Source organism: Nostocoides veronense, assembly GCF_039531185.1.
Lineage (GTDB): Bacteria > Actinomycetota > Actinomycetes > Actinomycetales > Dermatophilaceae > Nostocoides_A > Nostocoides_A veronense.
Map to the genome: position 1 here is coordinate 176,519 of NZ_BAAAPO010000026.1, position 25,532 is coordinate 202,050.

A 25,532-nucleotide genomic window follows, 5' to 3' on the forward strand; every position below is an offset into this window, starting at 1 on the left:
CCCGGCATGGCACAGTAGTTACCGCTTGGTGGGCCCGCGTGCGTCCTGCCATCCATCGGTTCCTCTGCCCCCCGAGAGATGCCCATGCCGTCCCCTGCTCGTTCCCGTATACCTGCGCGCGGTCGCCTCCCCCTGGCCGCCGCCGTCGTCGCGGCGCACGTGCTCGCCGTCTCGGGCGCGGCGTCGGCTCGCCAGCTCGCGGACGACGTGCCGGGACGCAGCCCGGCGAGTTCCGCGCGCGCCGGCGACACCAAGGCACCGACGGCCCCGACGAACCTCAAAGCCGTCACCGCGACGGCGAATGTCACCCTGACGTGGACCGCGAGCACGGACAACGTCGGTGTTGCGGCGTATGTCGTCACCGTCGGCTCCAAGCGCGTCCGCGTCACCTCGCCGAAAGCCGTCGTCGCCGGGTTGAGCCCGCTCACGACATACGCCGTGAGCGTCAAGGCCGTCGACAAGGCCGGCAACTATTCCATCGCCGCCAAGCTGTCGGTCACGACCAAGGCCGACACCGCCGCCCCGACGGCGCCCGCGTCGCCCGTCGCCGCCCCCACCTCCTCGGGCGCGAACATCACGTGGAAGGCGAGCACCGACAATGTCGGCGTCCACCACTACCGCGTCACCGTCGACGGGACCGCACAGGATGTCACGACGACCTCGGCGACGGTGACCTCGCTGGCGCCCTCGACGGCATACACCGGCTCGGTCATGGCCGTTGATGCCGCCGGGAACACCTCTGCCGCAACGAATTTCAGCTTCACCACGACCAAGCCGTCCGACACCACCGCGCCCACCGTGCCCACCGGGCTGGTCGTCGCCCCGGACGCCACCTCGGCCGTCGCCACCTGGTCGCCGAGCACCGACGATGTCGCCGTCACCGGCTACACGGTGGTGCTCAAGCGCGGCACGACCATCCTGTCGCGCGAGACCGTCACCGACACCACCAAGACCTTCACCGGGCTGACGACGGGGCTGTCCTATTCCGTCCTCGTGCGCGCCCGGGATGCCGCCGGCAATATCTCGGTCTCCGCCTTCACGAGCTTCGTCGCCAAGGCGCCGGCGGACACCACCGCGCCGGGCGCGCCCACCGGTCTCACCGGCACGACGACACCGACGACGGCCACCCTGGCCTGGACCGCGAGCCCGGACGCCGATGTCACGGCATACACCGTGACCCTCACCGGCGGCGGCGCCACCAAGACCGTCGACGTCACCGGCACCACGGCCGAGGTCACCGGCCTCGATCCCGAGACGACGTATGCGGTGTCCGTGACCGCGCGCGACGCCGCCGGCAACACCTCCGTGCCCGCGACGATGTCGCTGACGACGCCCGCCGCCCCGGACACCATCGCCCCGACGATGCCCGGCGCACTGACCGCCACCGCGACGTCGGCCACCTCGGCGACGCTCTCGTGGACCGCGAGCACGGACGCCAAGGGCGTGACGGGATACCGCGTGACCCTGACCAAGGGGACGCAGCCCGTGTCGACCACCGACGTCACCGGCACCGGCCGGACGCTGACCGGCCTCGACCCGAGCACGGCATACACCGTCTCGGTGACGGCGCGCGACGCCGCCGGCAATATCTCGGCCGCGGCCACGGCGACCTTCGCCACGCCCGCCCTGCCCGACACCACCGCGCCGACGGCGCCGACCGACCTGCGCACGACTGCGGGGACGACCTCGGTCACCGCGACCTGGACGGCATCCACCGACGCCACCGGGGTGGCGGGATACCGCGTCGAGGCCCGCGTCGCCGGCACCGCCGTGGCGACCGCCGACACCACCGGCACGACGGCCACCATCTCCGGCCTGCAGCCCGGCACCGACTATGTCCTGGTCGTCATCGCGCGCGACGAGGCGGGCAATACCTCCGAGCCCTCGCGCCTTGGCTTCGCGACCACCTCGAGCACGGTGCCGGCCGCCGACAAGGTGCTCTATGTCGCAACGAACGGCTCGGACACCGCGGACGGCTCGGAAGCCGCCCCGCTGCTGACGATTCAGAAGGCGGTCGACAAGGCGGTCCCCGGCACGACCATCCTGATCAAGGCCGGGACCTATGCCTCCGCTGCCTCGATCACGATCCAGAAGTCGGGCACCAAGGCCGAGCCGATCACCATGCGGGCGGCCGGCGACGGCAAGGTCGTCCTCACCCACCCCGTCAGCGCCGCCTCCTGCGACGCCACGTCGGCCGCGCAGGACCGAACGATCAAGCTGACCAATGGCGCCAGCCACTGGATCTTCGAGGGCCTGACGATCGACAACGGTCTGTGGATCGCCGGGAACCAGGCGCAATTCGCCTACAGCTGGATCACGAACTATGTCAACGCCGAGGACTGGCAGTCGCGACGCGAAGCACCCGGTCATGGCACCAACGACCCGGAGCTCGCCCGCACCGCGCTCGTCCCCTTCCTGCGCACGAAGACCGACAAGCCGGGTCTCGCGTGGGCCGAGGGCATCAAGATCCGCAACAACGAGTTCACCGGCCGCGGCATCCACGCGATCTTCTCCGCATACGGCGAGGCGAGCGGCAACCGCATCCACGACATCGACTGCGGCACCGGACCGGGCATCTGGCTGATCACCTTCAGCACCGGCTGGAAGGTCACCGGCAATGAGGTCTGGAATCTCGCCGACACCACCGCCCATTTCATGCACGAGGGCATTCGCCTGGGCAGCGGCTCGGACTACAACGAGGTGAGCGAGAACTACGTCCACGACATCCCGGGCGATGGGCGCGGCATCAACACCGATGTCGATTCCAGCTGGAATTGGTTGCACCACAACGTGGTTCGCCGCGTTGCCATCGGCTACAACGACCAGATGTCGGGCTGGGGCAACCGCTGGGAATACAACCTCGCGACCGACTACCGCCAGTGGGGCCTTTCGATCCGGATGAAGGATTCATCCCTCACCTCGCCCACCCCGGCGCTCAGCACCACGGACGTCATTGTCCGCTGCAATATCGCGAAGAGCCCCGTCGGCACCGGCCGCGCCATCGGCCTCGGAACGAGCATCCGCGGCACCTTCACCGGCAACGACTTCGCGACGGTTTACGTCGCCCCCAATCTGCGCACCTATTGGACCAGTGCAGGGAACACCTGGAACGGCTCGGGCGCAGTGCCCGCCGCGACCCAGACGTTCGATCCCACTGGCTGTTGAGACCCCCTCCCGGGCGCGCGCGGCCGCGGCGCCCGGGAGGCCGGCATACCGCGGCCGCCCGTATGCCGTGACCCACCCGCTCCGTGGCCGGCCCGGGACCGCGAGACTGGTCCCGTCAATGGATGGAGTCAGCGGCGCCGGCTCGCCGTGTTGCTGCTGCTGAATCTCGCGCTCATCGGTGGCCTGCTGATCGCCGGGCGCGTGAGCGGCGCGGTGAGCCTCTTGGCCGCCGCCGGCGATACCGCCGCCGACTCGACTGCCCATGCTGCTCGCCGCGGTCGTGACGTGCGTCGTGCTGCTGCCCGGCGCGGTGGTGCTCGGACGCGATGCCGATCGCGAGGATGTGCACATGCGCTCGGTGCTGATCGACACCCTCGCCGATGCCACAGCGGCAGGGGCGGTCGCGGTCGCCGGCGGGAATCATCGCGGCGACGGGGCGCTTCCATTGGCTCGACCCGGCCCTCGCCCTGCTCGTCGGTGGGCTCGTCGTCGTGGCGGCGCTGCACCTGCTGCGTGACGGACTGCGCCAATTGCGCGGGGAGAGAGTGGATTTCGACCTCGATTGAGATCTTGCCCCGACGTCAGGTGGTGATGGCGACCGCTCCCACGGCGAGAACGAAGAGCCAGGCTGTCGACAGGGCGCCGAGAGCAAGCGGCCGCCCGCCGAGCTTGCGCAGCACCGAGGCCTTGACGCCGGTGCCGAGGGCGAACATCGCCGCGGCAAGGAGAACGGTCTGCAGCATCCGCGCGGCCGAGATCACGCCATCGTCGAGCGGAACGGCGGTGCGCACCGGCAGCGGCGAGGAAGCCGGCGACGAAGAGCGGCACGAGCGGCGGATTCGACGTCGTCGCTGCGGCTGCAAGCCGATGCCGGCGGCGCGCACCGATCACCATGATCATCGGCGCGAGCATGGCCACGCGGGCGAGTTTCACCGTCACCGCGGCGGCCAGGGCCGCGTGGCCGATGATGCCTCCGGCCGCGACGACCTGGGCAACCTCGTGGACCGCACCCCCGATGACGAGTCCCTGCCGGCGCGTGCTGAGGTCGAGTAGCCCGGTCAGCGCCGGGCCGAGAGCGATCATCGCCGTGCCGAAGAGGACGACGAGCGCGATGGCCGAGGCGACATCCTCCTCGTCCGCTTCGACCACCCCGTCGACTGCCGCCACCGCGGCCGCCCCGCAGATGGAGAAGCCGGCGGCGACGAGCAGGCGCTGCATCGGTGGCACGCCGAGCGCGCGTCCGGCCATCAGAGTGCCGGCGAAGCCGAAAGCCACGATCAGGCGACGGCCACGACCATACGGACGCCGAGCGCGGCGATATCGGCGAGGACGAGTTGCAGTCCGAGCAGCACGATTCCCATGCGCAGCAAGCGTTTCGAGGCCACCGCAAGCCCCGGGGATAGCCGATCCGGGAGCGGGCGGATGTTGGTTGCCAGGATGCCGAGCACGATCGCGACGAGTAACGGACTGACCGCCGGCGCCACGCGAGCGACGATCAGCGCCATCGTGGCGGCGAGAAGGCTCAGCACCAAGCCGGGCCAGTTGTCGCGTCTCATGATCGCCCGGAAGCCTAGCGGGCATACCACTCCAAAGAGGGTGGAAGCCAAGGGCATCCGGACCCGGCCGACAGCCTAGGCTCCGGATAGCGAGCCCGGCCCCCGATCGACATCCCGATGTGGGCCCGCCCGGGACCCGACACGAGAGGAACCCATGTCTCAGGACGCCATCGTCATGCTCAAGGCCGACCACAAGGAGGTGGCCAAGCTCTTCGCCGAATTCGAGAAGAAGGCCACGACCCCGGCGCGCAAGCGCAAGATCGTCACCGAGGTGCTGAGCAAGCTCACCGTGCACACCTATCTCGAGAACGAGGTCATGTATCCCGAGGTGCGCCGGCTCGTGCCGGACATCGAGGACGACATCCTCGAGTCGTATGAAGAGCACCACGTCGTCGACCTGCTCGCCGTCGAGCTCGAGGCGATGGACGACACGGACGAGCGCTATTTCCCCAAGTTCACCGTGCTGATGGAGAACGTCCGCCATCACGTGAAGGAGGAGGAGGACGAGTGGTTCCCGAAGGTCCGCGATGCCTTGTCGCGCACCGACCTTCGCGAGATCGGCACGCGGATGGCCGAGCTGCGCCCTACGGCCCCGACCAAGCCGGAGCAGCCCGGCGCTCTCAAGAAGATGATCGACGCGGTCGTCAGCTGACCCCACCGGCGGCCGCCGGTGAGCGTTCGGTGGAACGCACGCTGGACGGCCGCCATATCGTCGTGGGCGGACGGCGTTGGCGGGCAACGGATCCCGGAATCCCCGAAAAACTTGGGGCCGAGCTCGTCGCCGGATTGATGCACGCCCGCCGCGCCGTGCGCACCCATGCCGCCGATGCGCGGCCGTGGGTTCAGGACGCCAAGGTCGCCCTGGGTGAGCGCGGCGACCCGTGGTGGGAGCCGACCGACGACGGCCGGTCGACTCGCCTCGCCGCGGCCATTCGCACGATCCTGCGCGGCCGGCCGACCGGATCGATGTGCCCGAGCGAGGCAGCGCGCATCGCCGGCGGCGAGTCCTGGCGCGCGCTGATGCCGCTCGTTCGTGAGATCGCCCGGGCCATGCACGACGCCGGCGAGATCCGGATCCAGCAGGGTGGTCTCGACGTCCCACCAGGGGTGTCCGGCCCCATCCGGCTCGCTCCCGGCCCCGCGTTGCGGAGCTGGCATACCCCTCGGTGAGGCGCCGGCATACGCCTGATCGGAGACCGCCGGCCCAATGTCCGAGACGCGAAGAACCCCGGCGACCGACGCGGGTCGCCGGGGTTCTTCGTGCAGCCAGGAGGCGGGTTACTTCGCCTGCTGCTGCACCGTCTCGGCGGAGTCCTTGGCGCTCGCCTTGACCTGCGCGGCGGCGTCCTGGCCCTCGTACTTGACCTTCTCGACGCTCTCCTGAGCGCTGTCCTTCAGCGCGGCGGCAGCTTCCTGGGCGGGCGCCTTGAGGTTCTCGGCGACATCCTGGGCCGCCGACTTGACCTCGTCCAGAAGGGGCTGGCCCTTGTCCTCGATGACGTCCTTGGCGCGATCGGTCAGTTCCTGCTCCCGCTGAGAAGCGGGCAGCAGCGAGCCGAGCAGCCAGCCCGCGCCCAGGGCGACGAGACCGGCGGCCAGCGGATTGCCCTGGGCCTTGCGCTTGGCAGCGGCCGGAGCATTCTCGACCGAGGACTTGGCCGAACCGGCGAGTTCGCCGACCTTGTCGCCGGCGTCGCCGAATTTCGCGGCGACACCGTCATTGCCATAGTCGTCGTCGCTGCCCATGACCTTCTCCTTCAGGCCCTGACCGACGCCCATGACCTTGTCCTGGACCTTCTCGACCTGTCGCTTGGCGACGGCACCGGGGTCGACGGCCTCGCCGAGGGCGTTGACATTCTGGCTCAGGTTCTCGCGGGTGCGCTCGATGTCACGGCGCAGCTCGTCGGGGTCGTTGCTCATGTCCGTATTGCTCATCGGTGGTCCTCATTTCCCTTCAGCGCATCCGGGACCTTCTTGGCGGTCTCGACGGTGCGCGGCAAGCCATTGACATTCTTGAGTTCGGAGCGACCCTTCATCGCGAGAGCTCCGGCGATCGCCGCCCAGAGCAGGCCGACGATGAACGCCGCCCACCCGAAGCGATGCATCCAGGTGCCGAGGGCCCACCACAGAGCCAACGACATGAAGATGAGCGCGAGGTGTCCGGCCACGCCGGCACCGGCGAGCATGCCCGCACCCTTGCCGGCGTTCTGCGCGGACTGGCGAACCTCGGCCTTGGCCAGCGCCACCTCCTGCTGCATCAGCGTGGAGATGTCACCGGCCACGGCGCTGAGAATCGCCCCGATCGAGCCGACCTCGCCCTTGTCGTAGGTGTCGTGCGCGCCATCGATCTGCTCCGCGGGGCGCACCTCGCCCGGGGCGGCGGGCCGTCGCAGGTCCGGGGCGCTCCCCGCAGGCCCGTTGAGCGCGCTCGCTCCGTGTTCGACCGGCGAACTCATCCGCGCCGCTCCATGCCGGCCGGATTGGTCGTCGCCGCCGGGGTCTCGCTACGAGGGGACGTCGTCGGCGTGCCCGTCGGTGCCGTGGTGCGTCGCGGGCCGTCGGCTGCGGTGCCGCTGGTGGTCGCCGGCCCGGGCGAGACGCCCGCTGCTGGGGACGCCGGCGCGGGGGTGGTCGACGCCTGCCCGCCGCCGTATGCCGGCGCGGCGCTCGGCACGTGGGTGGTGGGGACCTCGTGGCGCGGCAAGGCCGCGGCGGGGCGCGGCTGTCCGTATGCGGTCGGCGAGCCATCGTTCGACGCCTGGGCCTGGAGGCTGCGGGTCACGCGGCCACCGACGAAACCGAGCAGCGCGGCGCCGGCCAGGAAGGTGCCGGGGTTGCGACGGGCATACCGTTTGATGTCGTCGAGCAGATCCGCCGGCTCTCGGTTCTCGAGCCAGCCGGCGATCTGCTCGACGTGACCCGATGCCTGGTTGACCAAGCCGGCGGCCATGCCCGTGTCGGCCGAGCGGCCCATCTGGCCGAGTTCGCCGGATAAGGCGCGCAGGAGTTCGGCGGCGCGCTGCTGCTGCGTCGATGCCTGCGCCGTCACCTCGCCGCGCGCCTGGTGGAAGAGGTCCTGAGCGTGATTCTTCGCCTCGGTGGCGACCTGCTGTGCCTCGTCCTTCGCGGTGGCGGCGACAGCCTTACCGCTCTCGCCTGCGTCCTGCGCGACGCTCTTGGCCTCATTCGCCGCCGCGGCGGCCGTCGAGTCGCCGGATGCCGTCCGCTGCACAGGTGCCGCGGGCGTCGTGGACTTCGCCGGAGGCGTCGCGGGCTGCGTGGGCGGCGGTGTCGCCGGGGCGCCGGCGAGCGGGTCGCCCGAAGTGGGGATATTGGACAGCGGATCGGACATCGTGATCCCTCTCTGGGTGTGATCAGGGTCCTGGGCGGCCGAGGCAGCATTCACCGACCCACGGCCGGCCCATCTCGGACAACGCTAGGTTCGCCGCCAACCTCACGGGGGCTTAGCGGCCGCCTGGCAACATGCCTCGGAGAATTGCACCCTTTCGTGCACACCTCTAGGGGTGGACTGACGGCGCATCATCTGGCCCCGACGTCACCCGCGTGGGACGTGGTGTGCCGCTCGCGTCCATCCGCCAGGTGATCAGGCCCGACGCCTCGAAGGCATCCAGCCACCCGCGCATCGGCCAGCGACCCCACCGGCGATGGACGATCTGGGCATTGCGCACGATGTCGTCGAGATGCTCGATCGGCGGGGTCGAGACCGGGTGCCACTGGTGATAGGCGTCGGCCCCGCCGACCCAGGCCAGGCCCACGCCCGCCGCCTTCGCCCGCCACGCGAAATCGGTGTCCTCGCCGCCATATCCGGTGAACTCCTCGCAAAAACCGCCGATCCGGTCCCACGTCGCCGGTGTCAGAGCGAAGCTGAGCGACCAGAAGAGGTCGTGCACGCCGTCGCGCTCGAGATCGCCTGCCTCGGGCGCCGGGCGGGCCGGATGCGGCGCGGTCGCCGCAGCCAGCGCTTCCGGGGTCTCCGGCAGCAGCCCTTGGGGCAAATAGGTCACGGGACCACAGAGCAGGTCGTCCGGAGCCCGACGGCCGGCCTCGGCATATCGCGTGATCAAGCCGGGACCCGGCAGGCAATCGACATCGAGGATGACGAGGAGCTCCGGCTCGCCGCCGAGTTGCCGGGCCGTGCGCACTCCGAGATTGCGAGCCGCCGCGAGCGGCAAGCCGTCCGGAGTCACCGGGATCTCGACGACATGCGCATGCGGGTCGAGGCGGAGGAGGCCGGCAATCGCGTTGTCCCCCATAGCAATCACCACATAAGAGACCTCCGGCGCCACCGTGCGAAGCATCCGCCATTGACGCAGTAGGTGCTCATGACGCCCATGGACGAGCGTGATGACGACCTCAGCCATGTGCGACGTCCAGGATGACGTCGGCGGCGCGGCCGGCCGCTCCCTCCGTATGCCAGTCCGTCCACCGACGTGGCATCGTCGTCGCGCGCCGGACCAGGGCGGCCCAGTCGGCGTCGGCTAGGGAAGAGGCATCGTCGATGCCGGTGCACCAGCCCCCCGCCGCCAGGCCACGCACCATCCAACGTTGCTCGTCGAAGGGTCGCGGCATGGCGACGACGATCGACGGCGCATCGGCCGCCGCGAGATCGGCGACGGCGTTCTGGCCGGCATGGCTGATCACCACGTCCGCTCCCCGAAGCAGGTCCTCGGGATCGTCGAGCCAGTGCTCTCCGCCGAGCGTGTGCCATGTGAGCGCGGGAACGGCGCATGAAATGCGCTGCGGCAGTGTGGGATCGGGCCACCCGTCGCCGCCGGCGAGAAGCACGCCGTAGGGGCACGCGGGGCTGGGCCGTTCTGCCCGTGGACGCGTCGTGAAAGCGCTGATACCCCCGACGGCGACGACCTTCTCCCGCCAGCGGCCAACGTGCGGTCCCGCATCGAAGCCGTCCGGCCAGGGCGCGAGGATCACCTCGGCGAGGTCGTATGCCAGTGCGTGCGGCCGGTCGGTGCGGTCGCCCGGTTGGGTGACGACGACGACAGGCACGCCGAGCAGCCGCACGAGCGCGGCCACCTCGACCGACACATCGACGACGACGACGTCAAGACGTTCCTCGGCGACCCACCGGGCGATCAACTGGCTACGCTCGCGCATTCCGTTGTGCCGCAACGGAGCCCAGTGCAGCGCTCCTCGAGCCGTAGCGTCGCCCTGAGCGGGCGGCTCGTCGTCGCGCGGCAGGGACAGATCGACCACGCCCGAGGATCCTGCGACGCTCACCGCCGCACCGCGCTCCCGCACCGCCTGCGCGATGGACGCCGCACGACGGCCGTGGCCGGACCCGGAGTGATGGACATAGATGCCGACTCTCACGCGGCACCCGCCAGGACCCGGGCGAAGAACTGCTCATACCGCGTGATCGACGACTCGACATCGTGAACTCGGCGCGCCCACCGGGCGACCTGCGTCCGGTCGAGAGCCGCTGCCTGAGCAACCGCGGCGGCCAGGCCCGTCGCCACGGACTCGTCGTCACCCGGAGGGACAAGGACACCGCCGCCGGGGCCGACCACCTCCCTCAGCCCGCCACGGGCAACGGCGACGACCGGTGTCCCGCGCACCATCGCCTCCGCCGCGACGAGGCCGAAGGGCTCGTCCCACCGCGGCGTCACCAGGCAGGCGGCACTGTCGTCGAGAACGGGCCCGATCTGCTCGGACGGGAGATGCCCGAGCAGCTGCGCATCAGCACCGAGCAGCGGCCGGATGACCCCATCCGCATACGCCTCGTCGCTCACAGGGCCGATGATCCGCAGCCGGCGACCCGCGATCCGGGCCGCGGCGATGGCCAGGTCCAGGCCCTTCTCCGGGGTGACGCGTCCGACCCAGACGAGGTCGTCACCGCCCGGTCCCGGCGAATCCTGCGGCACGACAACGCCATTGGGGATGATCTCCGGATCCCGAGGCAGGCAGGTCCAGTCGCGCGCCGCCGCCCGGCTCGCGCAGACATAGCGCGCCCGATCGTCGGCCAGAGCGACACCCAACTCCATCCACGGGAACGGCGGCGTATGCAGAGTCGTCACCACCGGAACGCGCAGGGCCGGGCTCATCGACAGCGGAAGGTGATGCAGGCTCTGGTTGTGGACCAGGTCGATGTCCTGGTCGCGCAGCACCTGGGTCATGGCGGCGGTGAAGGCGGCGTGGTCGCGAAGGAACTCCGGCTCCGGCAGGTGCGGGTCCAGCGCGCTGACTTCCGACAGTGGCGGCAACCGCGGATAGGCATGCAGCTCGTCGGCGAGATCCGGATCGGACCCCGCGGCCGCGAAGAGGACGACCTGATGTCCACGCTCACGGAGTCCTCGTGCCAAGAGGGCGGTCTGCGATTCCTGGCCCCCCGGCCACGGCTGCCGGAGTGGGTGGCGCGAGGTCGCCAGCACGGCGAGTCTCATGGTGCGGTCACCGGCGGCGCACCACCGGTCACGTCTGCGGCCAGGCCCGCGAGATAGTCCGCGAAACCGCCCTCGCAGCGTCCGGTCAGCCGTCCCGAGGAGGAGACGCGGGTGCTGTCGGTGGCGATCCACCGGTCGGTCCTGCGCCGGATCGCCTCGACCAGGGCGACGTCCTCGTCCCGGCGGGTGTGCGGGAAGCCGGCGGCCGCCAGATAGGTGCTCGCGCGCATGCCGAGGTTGGCACCGTGGACATAGCCGTGTCCTTCGCGCAGGTCATGCCGGTCGTGCCACCGGCGCAGCAACAGGCTGTCGGCGACATCGCGTGGTTCGACGGTGCCGATCACGGCATCGGTCCCCGCCTCGGCGAACTCGACCTGAGTGCTCAGCCAGTGCGGTGGCACGATGCTGTCCGCGTCCGTTCCGGCCAGCCACAGCTGCGCCGGCACGACGCCCGCACGCCGCGCCCTGGCCAGCGCTCGCAGCACGCCGTGTGCGCGCGCTCCTCCCACGTTGCCGTGATCGGATCGCACGGGCACGAGGCCGTGCTCGCGCACGAGCTGCTCTGTGGCATCGGTGCAGCGATCGGCCACCACGATCAGGTCGATGTCGATCTCCGGTCGACGCCCCGAGAGTTCGCGACCGGCGGTCAGGAGCCCGTCGAGACACGAGGAGATCAGCTCCTCCTCGTTACGCGCGGGCACCACGACGGCCACGCGGGCAATGCGGTCGGCTGCGGGCAGCAGAGCGGTCAGCGCGCTCATCGAACCTGCCCACCGTGAACCGTCAACAGCAGGTCGTCGTCGCGATAGTCGACGCGTGGGGCGCCGAACACGGCCCGCATCTGGGCATCGACGCGTGGGCCGTCGAGAGGTATGCCGTCGGTCGGGTGCCGCCAGTGCACCGACACCACCTCCCCGCCGTCGGGGAGAAGCCCGCGGATCGCGCGGAGGCTGGCCAGCAACTCGGAGCCGGTGAGGAAGTATCCGACCTCCGAGAGAGCGATGAGATCGAATTTCCTTCCCTGGGAACGCAATTCACGGATCACGACCGGACACTCGCCGACCCGGAAGTCGATGCTGTCGCCCGGATCGCCGAGCCTGGCCCTCGCGATCGCAATGGCACGCTCGCTCACGTCAACGGCCACGACGGAGTCGGCCCGCTGAGCCAATAGCTCGGTGAGCTCCCCTGTCGCGCAACCGATGTCGAGGACACGGGCATACCTCTCGTGCGCCGGAACGGCCATCGTCAGCGCGCGTTTGCGCCGTTCGTACCACCGGCCGAAGTCCCAGGGGTCGGACCCATCGTCATACATCGCATCGAAGGTCCGCGCCCGGTCACGTCGTTGACCGGACCTGCCGACCGCGGGCTCGCCGGGGACGATCAGCGTCTCGACGACGCGCGAGAAGCGAGCCACGATGTGCTCGGCCAACAAGGTCTCTTCTCCTGCGCCTTGCCCGAGCGGCTCGACCTGCGTGCGATGACAGGCGATGGCATTCTCCTTGGCGGACAGGGCATTCGGCTCGAGGTCGACGAGGATCAGGTGTTCCCACGGCAGGTCGTCGGGACAACCCCATTGCCACAGCCATACGGGCACGAAGGCGACGTCGGCGATCGCTCGCCCGGCGACGGCCCGGGTCACCGCCCTGGCAGCTGCCTCGTGGTCGGGATGGCCGTCGGCGGACCACGTGGTCAGCACCAGGCAGCGGCCTTCGCCCAGCGCTTCGGCGACCGCCTGCGCCATCGCCTCGACGTGACCATCGAGGCCGCCATCGGGAAGGGAAAGGGACACCGATCGCGGACCGCCCAAGGCGGCGGCGGCGCGTGACGCCTCCGCGCTGCGGCGCCGCGCGAGTTCGGCGGGGGACACTTGCGAGTGCGGATGCGACCCCTCGCCGTCCGAGGCCAGCACGACGGTCGTCTTGACCCTCTCGGCGAGCGCCGTCGCGAGCAGCCCACCGGCACCGAGGCATTCGTCGTCGGGGTGCGGGGCCAGCAGCACGATCAGGTCGTATGCCGTGACCAGCTCCCGCGCCTCCCGCGCCGGCACCGCGTCCCAGCGATCGTCGAGCAGCCAGGTGGGTTCGTCGGTGCCGGGATCCGTATGCCGGAAGGGCCTGCTCATCGTCACGCCCGGCTGTCGAGAAGCGCACCGCCGAGGCGGGCGAGATCGCGCTCGGCATGATGCTGCCGGACATAGACCGTCGCATCGGCGATCCGGCGCGCATGCTCGTCGTCCGCCGTGAGCGGTGCCGGGCCGAGGGCGTGGCCGGTGATCGTCACGAGCTTTTCGAGGGTCGCTGCGCAGATGCTGCGGACGCGATCGGCCAGGACCGGCCCTGCCCGTCCGGTGGCCTCGCCGGCGTCGATAGCCCGCGCAGCGTCGCCCAGGGCCAGGGTGGCGGCGTGGACGGTGATATCGGCCCGCCCGAGATGCATGAGGGCGATCTGGTCCGGCTCGCGCCGGTCGGCCGAGTCGGCGAGCGTCTGCAAGAGTGCGTGCGCGGCGCCGAGCCACACCGCGGCGACGCCGATGCCACCCCACGCGAAGCCGGGACGCCGTAGGTACCATTCGTCGTCACCGACCGCTTCGGCCGGAACCTGCGCGAATTGGGTTGTCGTCGAACGGATTCGCGAGAGGCCGCGAGGAACCCACGGCTGCCGGGGATGGGTGACACCGGGATGGCGCAGGGAGACGGCGAAGGCTCGCGTTGTCGTCGCACTCGTATGCGCCGTGACCACGGCATGCGCGATCTCGCCGGCCAGGGAGCACCAGGGCTTGGTGCCCGACAAGCTCCACCGGCCGCCGTCCGCGACGGCCTCGAGGCGGTGCCCCGGGCCGTGGGCGGCATACACACCCCATACGCCCCCATCGGCCGCGATCCCTGCTTGGCTCAAGATGGCCAGGGCATCGAGATGTGGCTCGACCACGCGCGCGACGGAGAGGTCGCCGGCACCGAGCGACATCAGAGTGCGCAGATATGCCGTGGAGTCGCTCCCCAATTCGCGCGCGCAGGGCGACAACTCCTCGGCGAACGCGAAGGTGTCCGCGAGGTCGCCCTCGGCGGCGAGCGCGCGACCGAGGTCACGGGCCCGCGTGACGATGGTCGCCTCGAGTTCCATGCTGCTCAGCCGCTCTCGTTGTTGCGGCGCGCGGCCCGGTCGCCGAGCGTGCTGAGCGTGTCGACGACACGTGAGGCGAGCCGCCGGCGAGCGGTCGCACCGTCGATCTGTGGACGTTCGGAGGACATCGAGGGGCCGCGATCAGGGCCCTCCGGCAGCGCGCGGCCGATAAGTCCCATGACGCGCGTCGTCGTCGCCGGTGCGAGTCCGTGCACGCGCCGGCCGATCATCGTCAGCGGGGTCAGTTCGACCGTCGGCTTGCCGGCGATGACCCCGTCGGCAATGCGGCGGGCCGCGCGATCGGCGTCGATGGAGAGGACCGGCAACGAGGCGCCGGGCGCGAACCAGGCATAGTCCTCGGTCGCATCCCCGGCGAACTGAGCCGCCCAATGGCCGCCGGTGCGCATCAGGCCAGGGGTCACGGCGGTCGCGGTGACGCCGGTCCCCTGCAATTCGGCGTGGAGCCCCTCGGCGAGGCCGGTCGCACCGAATTTCGCCACGGTATACGGCAGCAGATGCGGGACCGCGACGAGCCCCCCGACCGAACTGACGATCCCGATGCGGCCGTATGACCGTTCGCGCATCGACGGCAGCACGGCCAAGGCGAGGTGCACCGGACCCATGAGCATGGTGTCGACGGCATCGCGGAAATGCCCGAGGGTGGTCGACTCCAGCGGTGCGACCTGGATGATCCCCGCGACGTGCACGGCCACGTCGATCCGGTCCTCGTCGGCGAGCACCTGCTCGACCCAGGCCTGCACGGCGTCGGGATCGCGGACATCGCATACGGCCGGCACGAAGCGTCCCGAACCGCCGGCCCGCTCGGTCACCAGCGGACGCGCGCGCTCCAGTTCCTCCGCGTCGCGCGCGCAGCCGTGCACGGTGTAGCCGCGCCGGGCGAGCTCGGTGCCGAGCACGAGGCCCAGGCCGCGGGAGGCTCCGGCGACGAGGGCGATGCCGGCGGCTTCGCCGGTCATGGTGTCAGCACCACCTTGATGCAGCCGTCCTGTTTCTTCTGGAAGATCTCATATCCGTGCGGCGCCTCATCCAACGAAAGGCGATGTGTTGCAAGGGTTTCCAGCCCGAAGATGTCATCCTGCTCGGAGAGCAGCGGCACGATGTCGTCGACCCAGCGGCGCACATTGCACTGGCCGAAACGCAGCGACAATTGCCGGTCGAAGATCTCCATCATCGGCATGGGATCGGCCATGCCGCCATATACCCCGACGACCGACACGCTCCCGCCCCGGCGAGCCGAGCCGATGGCCGAGCGCAGAGCCCCGAGGCGATCGACGCCCATCGTCTTCATCATCGGCTTGGCGACGGCATCCGGCAGCAGGCCGGCACCCTTCACGGCCGCTCCGAGGATGGGGCTGCCGTGCGCTTCCATACCGACCGCGTCGAGGGTGCCGTCCGCACCGCGGCCCTCGGTGAGGTCCTTGATCGCGAGCGGGATGTCCTTGACCTCGGAGGTGTCGAGCACCTCGATGCCCCACTCACGGGCGAGGGCGAGACGCTCGGGGACACTGTCGACGCCGATGATGCGCAGTCCCTTGTGCTTCGCGATCCGCGTCGCCAGCTGCCCAACCGGGCCGAGACCGAAGACGGCGAGGGTGCCGCCCTCCTCGACCTCGGCATACTCCACGCCCTGCCAGGCCGTGGGGAAGATGTCGGACAGATAGAGGAAGCGCTCGTCGGCGAAGCCGTCCGGGACCTTGACGGGGCCGAAATGTGCTTGCGGTACACGGAGATATTCCGCCTGACCGCCGGGCACCGAGCCATAGAGCTCGGTGTAGCCGAAGAGCGCCGCGCCCTTGTCCTGCTCACGCACCTGGGTCGTCTCGCACTGCGCGGTGTAGCCGCGCGTACACATCCAGCAGTGCCCGCACGAGATATTGAAGGGGATGACCACGCGGTCGCCGGGAGCGATATGCGTGACCTCGCTCCCGACCTCCTCGACGATGCCCATCGTCTCGTGACCGAGGATGTCGCCCTTGGCCAGGAAGGGGCCGAGCGGCTCGTAGAGGTGCAGATCCGAGCCGCAGATCGCGGTCGACGTCACCTTGATGACGGCGTCGGTCGGATGCTCGATCCGCGGGTCGGGCACCTCCCGGACCTGGACGTCCCGGGTGCCTTGCCAGGTCAATGCGCGCACATCTGCTCCTCTGACGATTGTGGCGGTATGTCGTGGGGGTGTGCCGCGACCGGCGTGAGCCGGCCGCGGCCTGAGGCGTCGGTCAGACGCCGATCGGGCGATCCCACTTGCGCGGCTTGGCGCAACGCTGGAGGAAGGCCTGGACCGAGGCGGCCTTGTCGAGCTGCAGGACGGCGTCGTCGCCCTCGATCTTTTGGTCGAGGCCGGCGGCCTTGACCATCGCGTCGGCGCTGCCGAGACCGATCACCTTGTAGTGATGGAAGGCGTCGTTGAGGAAGTTACGCGCCGCGGGCTCCTTGCCCAGGGCCGCGCCGCCGTCCTCGCCCCCGATGACGGCGACCGCGTCATACAGGACCGACGGGGCACCGGCGATCGCTTGGTCCGCAGGGAGTTTCGAGCCGTCGGCGAGCGTGGCACCACCCACGGCGACCGCGATGATCTCCATGGACGCCTTGGCATCCTTGACCGCCTTTTGCACGGCCTTGACGAGCGCGGCATCGGCGCCGTCGCCGACGACGAGGCCGAGCTTACGACCCTCGAAGGTCTCCTTGGCCCGGCCCAGCAGGCTGAGGGCGGGGGAGGCCTCGATGTCCATTATGGTCGCAACCTTGGCCGGGCTGGCGTCGGGCAGGTCGAGGGCCAGGCCCTCGGCGACACGAGTCGCGAGCTGCTCGTCGACATTGCGCAGGTTCGCGACCATCCGGGCCCGGATCGCCTCGATCTGGCACTTGCCGAGTTCGAAGACATAGGCAGCGACGATGTGGTCCTGCTCGACCGGCGTCTGGCTGATCCAGAACTGGCGCGCCTGGCTGTAATGGTCGGCGAAGGACTCGCTGCGGATGCGCCGTTTGGCGCCGGTCAGTTCCTCCTCGACAGGGACGTGACCGCTCTCGCCCACCTCGCGCGGGCCGCCGTCGACACCGGTGAACGAATTGGGCTCGTATGTCGCCCGCCCCGGCTGGGTGGACATCTGCATATGGCCGTCGCGCTGGAAGTGCGCGACCGGGCAGCGTGGTGCATTGACCGGGATCTGGGTGAAATTCGTGCTCCCGAGGCGGCTGAGCTGGGTGTCCAGATAGGAGAAGTTGCGGCCCTGGAGCAGCGGGTCGTTGCTGAAGTCGATGCCCGGCGGGACGTTCTGCGTCATGAACGCGACCTGCTCGATCTCGGCGAAGACATTGGTCACCGTGCGGTTCAGGGTCATCAGGCCGACCGGGCGGACGGGGAGGAGTTCCTCGGGGATGAGCTTGGTGGGATCGAGGATGTCGAACTCGAAGGAGTCGGCGAAGGCGTCGTCGAAGACCTGGACCCCGAGCTCCCACTGCGGGAAGCTGCCCGCCTCGATCGACTCGAAGAGATCGCGACGGTGGAAGTCGGGGTCGGCGCCATTGATCTTGACGGCTTCGTTCCAGACGACTGACTGCATACCGAGCACGGGGGTCCAGTGGAATTTGACGAAGCTGCTCTTGCCCGCGGCGTTGACGAAGCGGAAGGTGTGCACGCCGAAGCCCTGCATCATCCGGAAGGAGCGAGGGATCGCCCGGTCGGACATCTGCCAGAGCGTCATATGGGTCGACTCGGGCATCAGCGAGGCGAAGTCCCAGAAGGTGTCGTGCGCCGACTGCGCCTGCGGGAAGCCGCGGTCCGGCTCCTCCTTGACGGAGTGGACCAGGTCGGGGAATTTGACCGCGTCCTGGATGAAGAAGACGGGGATATTGTTGCCGACGAGGTCCCAATTGCCTTCGTCCGTATAGAACTTCGTCGCGAACCCGCGGACATCGCGGGCCAGGTCGAAGGACCCGAGATTGCCCGCGACGGTGGAGAAGCGGACGAAGACCTCGGTCTGCTTGCCGGCCTCGGCGAAGACGCTTGCCTTGGTCAGATCGGTGAGCGGCTCGTAGCACTCGAAGACGCCGTGGGCGCCATACCCGCGGGCGTGGACGATGCGCTCGGGGATGCGCTCATGGTCGAAGTGGAAGATCTTCTCGCGCAGGGCGAAATCCTCGAGCAGCGTCGGGCCGCGGTCGCCGGCCCGCAGGGAGTTCTGGTCGTCGGCGATCGGCGCGCCCTGCGCGGTCGTCAGTGCCGGGACGTCTCCACCTGCGCGCTGGTGCAGTTCGTCACCGGCGCCGCGCACCTCGGCGCTCTGGCCGGTGGGCGACTGCTTGGGGGTCTTCTTCTGGGTTGCCACGCGAAACTCCTAAGCGGACGGTTGGCAGATGTGACCCCTCGAGTCAACCAGGAGCGCGCCCGGGAAAAGGCCTAAGGCAGGTGGTTCGAAAGGGTGGAATACCCCGCCCCGGGTCTCACCTGTCACACTTTCTCGCCGCATGCGGGAAAGGTGCACTTCACGCGCCCGCCGCGGCAGGGTGAAGTGCACCTGCGGCGTCCAGCACGATCGCCGCGTGCGCCTCGCCGGCTCGCACGAGGCGTTCCTTTTCTGCGCGGTGATCCAGACCGTGCGTCTTGCGCTCGAGATGCCAGCCGATGCACCAGCACCCGCCATACACCCCGTTGTTGCGTTCGACGAGCTCGGCGAAGGCGTCCCAGGTGTCCTCGGCGAGCGGCACGACGGTGTATTCGGCTGTCGCAGTGTCACTTTCGTGCGTCATGCCCACAGCGTATGACCAGTGCCTTAGACCCCGCCAGGGTCGCCGCTCGGCATACGTTGGAGCCATGACCACCAGCAATGACAGCCAGAACTCCGAGAAGGTCGCCTTCCTCGTCGCGGCCGAAGGCATCGAGCAGGTCGAGCTGACCGAGCCGTGGAAGGCCCTGGAGCAGGCGGGCTACCAGCCCGTGCTCATCAGCCCCGAGAGTGGCACCGTCCAGATGTTCAACCACCTCGACAAGGCCGACACCAAGAAGGTCGATGTGACCGTCGCCGACGCCCAAGGTGGGGACTACGCCGCACTCGTCCTGCCCGGCGGCGTCGCCAACCCGGACGCACTGCGCACCGACAAGGACGCGGTCGCCTTCGTCCGTGAGTTCGTCGACAGCGGCCGTCCGGTCGCCGCCATCTGTCATGCGCCATGGACCCTCGTCGAAGCCGATGCCGTCGACGGGCGGCAGCTGACCTCGTGGCCGAGCCTGAAGACCGATATCGGCAACGCCGGCGGCACGTGGACCGACCAGGAAGTCGTCATCGACGGCAATCTCATCACCAGCCGCAACCCCGACGACCTCCCGGCCTTCTGCTCGGCCCTGCTCGACGCCCTGGACGGCAAGTAGCCGCCGCCGGCCCGGCACCCCCCGGCCCGTAGTCCTAAGTGGTGCTAGCACCAGTTAGCGCGCTTAGCACCGGTTGCAACCTGGGGGCTCGCACCGTAAGTGGTGCTAGCACCAGTTGCGCGCCCAGGCCGGAGTCCTAAGTGGTGCTAGCACCAGTTAGCGCGCTTAGCACAAGTTGCAAGTTTTGCGCCCGCCCCTAAGCTCCGGGATGTCGTCGCCGCGCATCGCCTCAGCGATGCCGGCCCCGGCCGCGATGAGCCGCCGGCCCCGCTCGTAGTCCGCGTCCGCGTTGTAGGTCAGCACGCCCACCAGGGTGTCGGCGGCGTCGGCATACCAGATCGTGAAGCCCCCCACCCGCCCGACCACTTCCTCGCGGTCGTAGCCGTCACCCCAGGCGGCATATTGCAGCGTGTGCTCGCCGATGGTGGACCAGAAGCCGGGCACCTCCTCCCAGCGCTCCTGTTCCCCGTCGTCGCCGACCGCGGCATTGCGACCGGCGACCGCGCCCATGGCCAGCGCGTCACCCCAGTGCTCCACCGCGAGGGCGCGTCCGGCGATCGCATGCAGACCCCGCGCGATATCGCCGGCCACCCACACCCCGGGAGCCGCCTGCAAGTGTTCGTCGGCGACGACGCGGCCCTCGTATGTCAGTGCCCCGGCGTCACCGAGGAGATCGCCCTGCGGCGCGATACCCAGGGCGGCCAGCACCAGATCCGGCGCCAACGTATGGCCGTCGCTCAGGTGCACCGTGCGCGGCGCGTGGACGGATGTCACCTCGACGCCGGTGCGCACGTCGACCCCGAGATCGGCCAGCCAACTCGAAATCTGTTGCGCGGCATACGAACCCAGGCGTTCTTGCTGCGGTGCGTCCTCCGGCGTCACGAGAGTGACGTCGAGACCGCTGCGAGCGAGAGAGGCGGCGGCCTCGCAGCCGATGAAGCCCGACCCGATGACGAGCGCGGTCCGCGCGTGCTGGGCTGCGCGGGCGAGGTCGCGTCCATCCTGGAGCGATCGCAGAGCGTGGATCTCGGCGTCCTCCTCCGCGCCGGGGAGCGGCAATGGCGTGGATCCCGTCGCGACGACGAGCCGCTCGAAGGTGAGCGTCTCCCCGCCCACCTGCACGGTGCGTGCCCCCAGATCGACGGCGGTCACCGTCGCCCCGAGCCGCACGTCGACCCCGTCCGGCAAGGTCGCCTCGGTGATCGGGGTCGGCTCGACGTCGCCGGGCGACGTGAGCGCGTTCTTGCTCAGCGGCGGCCGTTCGTAGGGCGCGTGCGGGTCGGCCGTCAGCAACGCCACCGGCCCCGGTCCGCCGGCGTCGGCATACGCCTCCGCGGCGCTCACCCCTGCCGGTCCGCTGCCAGTGATGAGCAGTCCGTATGTCGTCATCTCCCCACCGTTTCACACCACCTCGCGCTGCCCGCCGAACGGCGCCCGAGCGTTTGCCGAGCCGGGTTCGGCCCGCGGGCACCGGGCTCACCCCAGCCGACCCCGAGCCCGGGTGCCCGCCTGCTCGTCGCGGCTGTCCGGGCACCCGAGGCGTGAGAACTCACAGGTGAGGGCTGGGCCCCATGCGAACGGCGCGGCACGTCCCAACCGGGATCGTGCCGCGCCGTCGCTTCAGGGCTGAGCCGCTCGGGGCTCAGTCCAGCTTGTTCTTGGCATCGTCGAGGGCGTCGCCCATGTCGTCCTTGGCGTTCTCCCAGCCCTCGCGGAGGTCGCCCTTCGCGGACTGCGCGGCGCCTTCGGCCTGCATCGACCCGTCGTCGGTTGCGTCGCCGAACTTTTCCTTGGCATCACCGACGATCTGGTCCTTGGCGGCCTCGAACTTCTCTCCCAAACCCATGAGGGCTCCTTTCCTCGGTGGCGCCCGGGGACTCCCAGGTGCCTTTCCTCCGTCACCGTAGCCCGATCGCCGGGCCGTGCGGGCGGAAGAGGGCGGGCATTCTCCGAGCCTGCCGCAGGCGTGTGCCGGCTCCCGTTCATCGCGCGGGTGCCGACGGCTACGGTGGGACCGGTCGGGACGGTCGCACCCGGCCCGGCCGATGACGAGGAAGGACTTCGATGACCCAATCGACAGCACCGCAGACGGCCGCGCCGAAGGAGTTGATCCTCGTCCGTCACGGCCAGTCGGAAGGCAATGTCGCGGCCGAGGCGGCCGCGCGAAATTCATTGGAGCGCATCGAGGTTCCGGCGCGCGATGCCGACGTCGTCCTGTCTGCGACCGGCCGCGAGCAGGCAGCGGCCCTCGGCAGCTGGCTGAGCGAACTGTCCGATGACGAACGACCCCAGATCGTCTGGACCAGCCCCTTCCGCCGGGCCCGCGAGACCGCCGAGATCGCCATGGAGGTCTGCCACGCAGACCTCGACTATCGCGTCGACGAGCGGCTGCGCGATCGGGATATGGGCATCACCGATGCCCTGACCGCGGCCGGCATCCGCGCGAAATATCCGGAGGAAGCGGCCCGGCGCGACTGGCTCGGCAAGTTCTATTACCGCCCACCGGGCGGCGAGTCGTGGGCGGATGTCGCCTTCCGCGTTCGCTCCGTGCTGACGGATCTGGCGAATACCGAGAAGGCACAACGTATTCTGGTCGCCTCACATGATGTCGTCATCCTGCTCTTCACCTATGTCGCCGAGGGTCTCGACGAGGCGGCGGTGCTCGAGCGGTCGCGCACCAATGGCCTGCGCAATGCGGCGATCGTGCGCATCGTGCGCGACGAGACTCGGCCACCGGGTGGACGGTCACGGCATACAACGAGGATGCCCACCTGACCAAGGTTGGCGTGGCGGTCACCGATCAACCGGGAGCCTCTGACGAGGTCGGCGGCCGGTGAGCGGACGCGCCGACGGTCTCGCCCACCCCGAGACCTCGGGCGGCACGGCCGCGAATCCGCGACCCATCACGCCGGCCCTGCTGCGGCAGTGGCCGCTGCCGACCCCGACGGGTTCGAAGACCGCTCGCGGCCAGGTGCTGGTCGTCGGCGGGGCGAGGCGCACCCCGGGCGCGCCCGTGCTGAGCGGTCAGGCCGCACTGCGGATGGGGGCTGGGCGGCTCACCCTCGCCGTCGCGGAGTCGGTCGCGACCGCCGTCGCGGTGGCGGTCCCGGAGTCGGGTGTGGAGGCGTTGCCGGAGAGTGCGACGGGCTCGATCACCGGAGTCGGTGCGGCCGGTGCCCTGCGCCGCGAACTCGACCGCGCCGACGCGATGCTCATCGGGCCCGGACTCGACGATGCCGAGGGCACCGTGCGCCTCGTCGAGGAGGTCGTCCCGCTGCTCGCCGGCGATGCCCGCATCGTCCTGGACGCCTACGGCTTCACCGTCCTGCCGGAGCTGGCACCAGAGGTGCGCGGGAGCATCGCCGGCCGGCTGGTCACCAATTGCAATACGGCGGAGCTTGCCCGGCTCACCGGGACCGGCGAGATCGGTGTCGAAGATGTCGGCGCGCCGGCGGTCGAGCTCGCCGCGCGCTTCGGTGCGGTCGTGAGTTGCCACGGGTGGATCGCCACCCCCGCGGGGGAGGTATGGCGTGGCACGACCCGTGACACCGGGCTCGGCACCTCCGGAAGCGGTGACGTCCTCGCGGGCGCCATCGTCGGCCTGGTCAGCCGGGGCGCCGAGCCGGACCGCGCGGCCGTCTGGGCGAGCCACGTCCATGCCTCGGCCGGTGACACCCTCGCCGCGCGCTATGGCCGGATCGGCTATCTCGCCCGCGACCTGCTGCCGGAACTGCCCGTCGTTCTCAGCGCCCTTCGCGGCGACTGACGGAAAGGACATGGTCATGGCGATCTCGCGTCGCACCCTGCTGACCACGGCCGGTAGCGCAGCCGCGCTGGCCGGTCTCCCTCGCGCGTCGGCGGCCGCCGCACCCGCCCTCGGAGTGGAGGGCTCGAGCACCGTCGGGTCGTGCACGACGGCGTTCAAGCAGGGACCGCCGGCGTCATAGGCCGCCATCCGCGCGCGATAGGCCTCGACCAATTCGACGCTCGTCGTCTCGCCGGAGCGCAGGGCACCGGCGAGACGCGCGAGAGACGCCTCCGTCACGTCATACATGGGAGCAGGTCCTCACAGGTCGACGGTGACCTGCGGGGGCCGGCTGCGGAAGCCACGGGTGATGAAACCCAGCCACGCGATGCCGACGACCAGCCAGATGAGGCCGACCTTGAGCGCATCGCCCGACAGGGAGGTCCACAGCCATACGGTCAATGCGAACCCGATGAGCGGCAGCACGAGATGGATCAGGACGTTCCGGTCGGGAGCCTTGTCGAGCCAAAAATGCTTGACGACAGACAGATTCACCACCGAAAAGGCCGTCAGCGCCCCGAAGCTCACGACCGAGAAGAGCTGACCGAGGTCCACCGTGAGCCCGGCGAGCGAGATCAGTGAGACCAGGGCGATGGCGAGCACCGGGGTGCGCCACCGCGCGGCGAGCACCCCGAGCGGACGCGGCAAGGTGCCATCGGGACCCATGGCATACACGATGCGCGTCACCGACGCCTTGGAGGTCAGGGCCGACCCGAAGGCGCCGGCGACATAGGCCGCGGTGAAGAAGAGCGCCATCGGTTGCCACCGATCGTCGTCATCACCTCGGTGGCCCCGGAGTCCGCGGTCTCGAAGGTCGTCGACGGACGCGGCACCTGCGCCGCCCACGACAGCAAGATGAAGAGCAGGCCGCCGCCGACGGTCACCAACAAGATGGCGCGCGGCATATCGCGCCGTGGCTCCTTGGCCTCCTCGGCCATGGTCGAGACGGCGTCGAAACCGAGGAAGCTCGGCTAGCAGAGGTTAGTCGACCCCCGGGGCGCGTCGGAGGTAGGCCGGGAGGGTGGCGCGCAGGCCGGCGAGGGTGCGACGGTTGGCGGGACTGAGGCCCCCGGCGCGGTCGGTTTCCACCCACAGCAGGTATGCCAGCACGGCGAAGCCCTCGGCAGCGAGCCAGGCATCCCGGCGCACCCGCAGTTGCGCCACCTCACCGCGGCCGCCCGCCTCGACATACTCCTGCAGGAAGTCGGTGATCTCCCGATCGTCCAATGGTGCATACCAGGGCTGCGCATGGACGGCCCCGCCGAGGAAGCCCAGATCGCGGGCCGGGTCGCCGATGCGCGCCCACTCCCAGTCCACGAGGTGCGGCTCCTCGCCGTTCACAAGGATGTTCGTCAGCACCGGGTCGCCGTGGATGAGTGAAAACTCCTGCACAGCAATGAATTCGGGCGCGAGCCGCTCGGCATACGCCATCATCGGGTCGATGAGTGGCGCCCACTCATCGCGAGCAGGGCCGACCAAGCGGCCGTTCCAGTAGTCCACGATCCCCGCGATCTCGCCGGGGAAGTCGAGACGCCCGGAAGCCGCGAGCGCCCCCGCCTCGGCGTCGCGGGCCGAGCCCGGTGCCGCGAAGCTGCGCGTATGCAGTGCGGCCAGCCGTCCCGCCAGCCGGCGCCGCATCGCGCCCGTCCAACGCTCGGCGCTCAGCACCTCCCCCGGAACAAGGGCCTCAGCCATTACCGGATACCGCGGCGACGCATCGTCCTGCTCAGCCGGACTGCCGTCCTCAAAGATCACCGCCAGACCGAGCGCCCGCGGACCGACGCCGGGCGGGGCCAACCGCAGAGCCGCGAGTTCTTCCAAGGGATCGGCCGGCAACTCCCCCAGCGGCCGCCGCGCCACGCGCAGCACCACCCGGACACCCGCGCGCGAGCCATCCAAGCCGCCAGACCGGGCCGAGTCGGACGCCTCCACCAACCACGCGTCATACGACTCCCCCGTCCCGAGGCGGGTCGGCGCCGCGACAGCGGTCCGCCCGTCGAACCACGACGGATTCGCCTTCGCAATGCGCAGCACTTGCGCGGCAGTCCAGGAGGTCGGCACACCCACATTGTGGACGCAGA

The 25,532-nt window shown here is 70.0% G+C and carries 27 protein-coding genes and 1 pseudogene; 7 read left to right on the forward strand and 21 right to left on the reverse strand.

The window, feature by feature from the left end; all coding sequences use genetic code 11:
• The first annotated feature begins 84 nt into the window (after positions 1 to 84).
• Complete coding sequence (locus ABD225_RS08960; RefSeq protein WP_344083777.1) at positions 85 to 3,165, forward strand: fibronectin type III domain-containing protein; 3,081 nt, start codon at positions 85 to 87, stop codon at positions 3,163 to 3,165.
• Between the two features lie 380 nt (positions 3,166 to 3,545).
• Positions 3,546 to 3,731: a hypothetical protein gene (locus ABD225_RS08965; RefSeq protein ID WP_344083901.1), complete on the forward strand. Its 186-nt coding sequence runs from the start codon at positions 3,546 to 3,548 to the stop codon at positions 3,729 to 3,731.
• A 15-nt stretch (positions 3,732 to 3,746) separates the two neighbouring features.
• On the opposite strand, the gene ABD225_RS08970 is transcribed toward ABD225_RS08965, so the two are convergent.
• The 3 genes and pseudogenes from ABD225_RS08970 to ABD225_RS08980 form a co-directional block, all read right to left on the reverse strand.
• A complete protein-coding gene (locus tag ABD225_RS08970) occupies positions 3,747 to 3,956 on the reverse strand; it encodes a hypothetical protein (protein ID WP_344083904.1) in 210 nt (69 codons plus the stop codon).
• Positions 3,957 to 4,014: 58 nt separating this feature from the next.
• Positions 4,015 to 4,413: pseudogene (locus ABD225_RS08975) on the reverse strand (putative sulfate exporter family transporter); the annotation flags it as partial.
• Between the two features lie 29 nt (positions 4,414 to 4,442).
• Positions 4,443 to 4,721, reverse strand: coding sequence for a putative sulfate exporter family transporter (locus tag ABD225_RS08980; RefSeq protein ID WP_344083780.1), 279 nt, complete (start codon positions 4,719 to 4,721; stop codon positions 4,443 to 4,445).
• Positions 4,722 to 4,875: 154 nt separating this feature from the next.
• Here ABD225_RS08980 and ABD225_RS08985 point away from each other — a divergent pair, with 154 nt between their 5' ends.
• Positions 4,876 to 5,373, forward strand: a complete 498-nt coding sequence (locus tag ABD225_RS08985; RefSeq protein WP_344083783.1) for a hemerythrin domain-containing protein — start codon at positions 4,876 to 4,878, stop codon at positions 5,371 to 5,373.
• 29 nt (positions 5,374 to 5,402) lie between these two features.
• Positions 5,403 to 5,891 (forward strand): DUF3253 domain-containing protein, encoded by a 489-nt coding sequence (locus ABD225_RS08990; protein ID WP_344083786.1) that lies wholly within the window; start codon positions 5,403 to 5,405, stop codon positions 5,889 to 5,891.
• 108 nt (positions 5,892 to 5,999) lie between these two features.
• Here ABD225_RS08990 and ABD225_RS08995 read toward each other — a convergent pair whose 3' ends face one another.
• From ABD225_RS08995 to ABD225_RS09055, 13 genes are all read right to left on the reverse strand, one after another.
• Positions 6,000 to 6,656: a DUF3618 domain-containing protein gene (locus tag ABD225_RS08995; protein ID WP_344083789.1), complete on the reverse strand. Its 657-nt coding sequence runs from the start codon at positions 6,654 to 6,656 to the stop codon at positions 6,000 to 6,002.
• A complete protein-coding gene (locus ABD225_RS09000; RefSeq protein WP_344083792.1) occupies positions 6,653 to 7,177 on the reverse strand; it encodes a phage holin family protein in 525 nt (174 codons plus the stop codon). The genes ABD225_RS08995 and ABD225_RS09000 overlap by 4 nt, the downstream gene beginning before the upstream one ends.
• The gene (locus ABD225_RS09005; protein ID WP_344083795.1) at positions 7,174 to 8,073 is read right to left on the reverse strand and encodes a hypothetical protein; all 900 of its coding nucleotides are present in this window, start codon (positions 8,071 to 8,073) and stop codon (positions 7,174 to 7,176) included. The genes ABD225_RS09000 and ABD225_RS09005 overlap by 4 nt, the downstream gene beginning before the upstream one ends.
• A gap of 166 nt (positions 8,074 to 8,239) precedes the next feature.
• Positions 8,240 to 9,103 (reverse strand): glycosyltransferase family 2 protein, encoded by an 864-nt coding sequence (locus tag ABD225_RS09010; RefSeq protein ID WP_344083798.1) that lies wholly within the window; start codon positions 9,101 to 9,103, stop codon positions 8,240 to 8,242.
• Positions 9,096 to 10,070, reverse strand: coding sequence for a glycosyltransferase (locus ABD225_RS09015; protein WP_344083801.1), 975 nt, complete (start codon positions 10,068 to 10,070; stop codon positions 9,096 to 9,098). Before ABD225_RS09015 ends, ABD225_RS09010 begins: the two co-directional genes overlap by 8 nt.
• Complete coding sequence (locus ABD225_RS09020; RefSeq protein WP_344083804.1) at positions 10,067 to 11,140, reverse strand: glycosyltransferase; 1,074 nt, start codon at positions 11,138 to 11,140, stop codon at positions 10,067 to 10,069. The genes ABD225_RS09015 and ABD225_RS09020 overlap by 4 nt, the downstream gene beginning before the upstream one ends.
• On the reverse strand, positions 11,137 to 11,901 hold the full coding sequence (locus ABD225_RS09025) for a glycosyltransferase family 2 protein (RefSeq protein WP_344083807.1): 765 nt from the start codon (positions 11,899 to 11,901) through the stop codon (positions 11,137 to 11,139). Before ABD225_RS09025 ends, ABD225_RS09020 begins: the two co-directional genes overlap by 4 nt.
• Positions 11,898 to 13,262 carry a PIG-L family deacetylase gene (locus ABD225_RS09030; RefSeq protein WP_344083810.1) on the reverse strand — a complete coding sequence of 455 codons (1,365 nt, stop codon included), beginning with the start codon at positions 13,260 to 13,262 and terminating at the stop codon, positions 11,898 to 11,900. Before ABD225_RS09030 ends, ABD225_RS09025 begins: the two co-directional genes overlap by 4 nt.
• A gap of 2 nt (positions 13,263 to 13,264) precedes the next feature.
• On the reverse strand, positions 13,265 to 14,260 hold the full coding sequence (locus ABD225_RS09035) for an acyl-CoA dehydrogenase (protein WP_344083813.1): 996 nt from the start codon (positions 14,258 to 14,260) through the stop codon (positions 13,265 to 13,267).
• Positions 14,261 to 14,265: 5 nt separating this feature from the next.
• Complete coding sequence (locus ABD225_RS09040; RefSeq protein WP_344083815.1) at positions 14,266 to 15,237, reverse strand: SDR family NAD(P)-dependent oxidoreductase; 972 nt, start codon at positions 15,235 to 15,237, stop codon at positions 14,266 to 14,268.
• Positions 15,234 to 16,415 (reverse strand): zinc-dependent alcohol dehydrogenase, encoded by a 1,182-nt coding sequence (locus ABD225_RS09045; protein WP_344083818.1) that lies wholly within the window; start codon positions 16,413 to 16,415, stop codon positions 15,234 to 15,236. The genes ABD225_RS09040 and ABD225_RS09045 overlap by 4 nt, the downstream gene beginning before the upstream one ends.
• An 82-nt stretch (positions 16,416 to 16,497) precedes the next feature.
• Positions 16,498 to 18,606: a catalase gene (locus ABD225_RS09050; RefSeq protein ID WP_344083821.1), complete on the reverse strand. Its 2,109-nt coding sequence runs from the start codon at positions 18,604 to 18,606 to the stop codon at positions 16,498 to 16,500.
• A 157-nt stretch (positions 18,607 to 18,763) separates the two neighbouring features.
• Positions 18,764 to 19,027, reverse strand: a complete 264-nt coding sequence (locus ABD225_RS09055) for a hypothetical protein (RefSeq protein ID WP_344083824.1) — start codon at positions 19,025 to 19,027, stop codon at positions 18,764 to 18,766.
• A 64-nt stretch (positions 19,028 to 19,091) separates the two neighbouring features.
• On the opposite strand from ABD225_RS09055, the gene ABD225_RS09060 reads away from it, so the two are divergent.
• Positions 19,092 to 19,646 carry a type 1 glutamine amidotransferase domain-containing protein gene (locus tag ABD225_RS09060; RefSeq protein ID WP_344083827.1) on the forward strand — a complete coding sequence of 185 codons (555 nt, stop codon included), beginning with the start codon at positions 19,092 to 19,094 and terminating at the stop codon, positions 19,644 to 19,646.
• A 165-nt stretch (positions 19,647 to 19,811) separates the two neighbouring features.
• On the opposite strand, the gene ABD225_RS09065 is transcribed toward ABD225_RS09060, so the two are convergent.
• A complete protein-coding gene (locus tag ABD225_RS09065) occupies positions 19,812 to 21,035 on the reverse strand; it encodes an NAD(P)/FAD-dependent oxidoreductase (RefSeq protein ID WP_344083830.1) in 1,224 nt (407 codons plus the stop codon).
• A 253-nt stretch (positions 21,036 to 21,288) separates the two neighbouring features.
• Entirely contained in the window at positions 21,289 to 21,492 is a 204-nt protein-coding gene (locus tag ABD225_RS09070) for a CsbD family protein (protein ID WP_344083833.1), read from the reverse strand.
• Positions 21,493 to 21,710: 218 nt separating this feature from the next.
• Between ABD225_RS09070 and ABD225_RS09075 the strand changes: the two genes are divergently transcribed.
• A complete protein-coding gene (locus ABD225_RS09075) occupies positions 21,711 to 22,421 on the forward strand; it encodes a histidine phosphatase family protein (RefSeq protein ID WP_344083836.1) in 711 nt (236 codons plus the stop codon).
• 58 nt (positions 22,422 to 22,479) lie between these two features.
• Complete coding sequence (locus ABD225_RS09080) at positions 22,480 to 23,412, forward strand: ADP-dependent NAD(P)H-hydrate dehydratase (RefSeq protein WP_344083839.1); 933 nt, start codon at positions 22,480 to 22,482, stop codon at positions 23,410 to 23,412.
• Between the two features lie 300 nt (positions 23,413 to 23,712).
• On the opposite strand, the gene ABD225_RS09085 is transcribed toward ABD225_RS09080, so the two are convergent.
• The 3 genes from ABD225_RS09085 to ABD225_RS09095 are packed head-to-tail and all read right to left on the reverse strand — an operon-like array spanning position 23,713 to position 25,512.
• Complete coding sequence (locus ABD225_RS09085) at positions 23,713 to 24,207, reverse strand: amino acid permease (RefSeq protein ID WP_344083842.1); 495 nt, start codon at positions 24,205 to 24,207, stop codon at positions 23,713 to 23,715.
• Positions 24,153 to 24,389: a hypothetical protein gene (locus ABD225_RS18705; protein WP_425564372.1), complete on the reverse strand. Its 237-nt coding sequence runs from the start codon at positions 24,387 to 24,389 to the stop codon at positions 24,153 to 24,155. The genes ABD225_RS09085 and ABD225_RS18705 overlap by 55 nt, the downstream gene beginning before the upstream one ends.
• A 43-nt stretch (positions 24,390 to 24,432) precedes the next feature.
• A complete protein-coding gene (locus ABD225_RS09095; protein WP_344083848.1) occupies positions 24,433 to 25,512 on the reverse strand; it encodes a phosphotransferase family protein in 1,080 nt (359 codons plus the stop codon).
• Positions 25,513 to 25,532: the final 20 nt, after the last annotated feature.

Excerpts from the sequence above, each read along its gene's own strand:
- ABD225_RS08960 (WP_344083777.1), top strand. The coding sequence starts at position 85 with ATGCCGTCCCCTGCTCGTTCCCGTATACCTGCGCGCGGTCGCCTCCCC.
- ABD225_RS08965 (WP_344083901.1), top strand. The coding sequence starts at position 3,546 with ATGCCACAGCGGCAGGGGCGGTCGCGGTCGCCGGCGGGAATCATCGCG.
- ABD225_RS08980 (WP_344083780.1), bottom strand. The coding sequence starts at position 4,721 with ATGAGACGCGACAACTGGCCCGGCTTGGTGCTGAGCCTTCTCGCCGCC.
- ABD225_RS08985 (WP_344083783.1), top strand. The coding sequence starts at position 4,876 with ATGTCTCAGGACGCCATCGTCATGCTCAAGGCCGACCACAAGGAGGTG.
- ABD225_RS08995 (WP_344083789.1), bottom strand. The coding sequence starts at position 6,656 with ATGAGCAATACGGACATGAGCAACGACCCCGACGAGCTGCGCCGTGAC.
- ABD225_RS09000 (WP_344083792.1), bottom strand. The coding sequence starts at position 7,177 with ATGAGTTCGCCGGTCGAACACGGAGCGAGCGCGCTCAACGGGCCTGCG.
- ABD225_RS09005 (WP_344083795.1), bottom strand. The coding sequence starts at position 8,073 with ATGTCCGATCCGCTGTCCAATATCCCCACTTCGGGCGACCCGCTCGCC.
- ABD225_RS09010 (WP_344083798.1), bottom strand. The coding sequence starts at position 9,103 with ATGGCTGAGGTCGTCATCACGCTCGTCCATGGGCGTCATGAGCACCTA.
- ABD225_RS09020 (WP_344083804.1), bottom strand. The coding sequence starts at position 11,140 with ATGAGACTCGCCGTGCTGGCGACCTCGCGCCACCCACTCCGGCAGCCG.
- ABD225_RS09025 (WP_344083807.1), bottom strand. The coding sequence starts at position 11,901 with ATGAGCGCGCTGACCGCTCTGCTGCCCGCAGCCGACCGCATTGCCCGC.
- ABD225_RS09030 (WP_344083810.1), bottom strand. The coding sequence starts at position 13,262 with ATGAGCAGGCCCTTCCGGCATACGGATCCCGGCACCGACGAACCCACC.
- ABD225_RS09035 (WP_344083813.1), bottom strand. The coding sequence starts at position 14,260 with ATGGAACTCGAGGCGACCATCGTCACGCGGGCCCGTGACCTCGGTCGC.
- ABD225_RS09040 (WP_344083815.1), bottom strand. The coding sequence starts at position 15,237 with ATGACCGGCGAAGCCGCCGGCATCGCCCTCGTCGCCGGAGCCTCCCGC.
- ABD225_RS09055 (WP_344083824.1), bottom strand. The coding sequence starts at position 19,027 with ATGACGCACGAAAGTGACACTGCGACAGCCGAATACACCGTCGTGCCG.
- ABD225_RS09060 (WP_344083827.1), top strand. The coding sequence starts at position 19,092 with ATGACCACCAGCAATGACAGCCAGAACTCCGAGAAGGTCGCCTTCCTC.
- ABD225_RS09065 (WP_344083830.1), bottom strand. The coding sequence starts at position 21,035 with ATGACGACATACGGACTGCTCATCACTGGCAGCGGACCGGCAGGGGTG.
- ABD225_RS09070 (WP_344083833.1), bottom strand. The coding sequence starts at position 21,492 with ATGGGTTTGGGAGAGAAGTTCGAGGCCGCCAAGGACCAGATCGTCGGT.
- ABD225_RS09075 (WP_344083836.1), top strand. The coding sequence starts at position 21,711 with ATGACCCAATCGACAGCACCGCAGACGGCCGCGCCGAAGGAGTTGATC.
- ABD225_RS09085 (WP_344083842.1), bottom strand. The coding sequence starts at position 24,207 with ATGGCGCTCTTCTTCACCGCGGCCTATGTCGCCGGCGCCTTCGGGTCG.
- ABD225_RS18705 (WP_425564372.1), bottom strand. The coding sequence starts at position 24,389 with ATGGCCGAGGAGGCCAAGGAGCCACGGCGCGATATGCCGCGCGCCATC.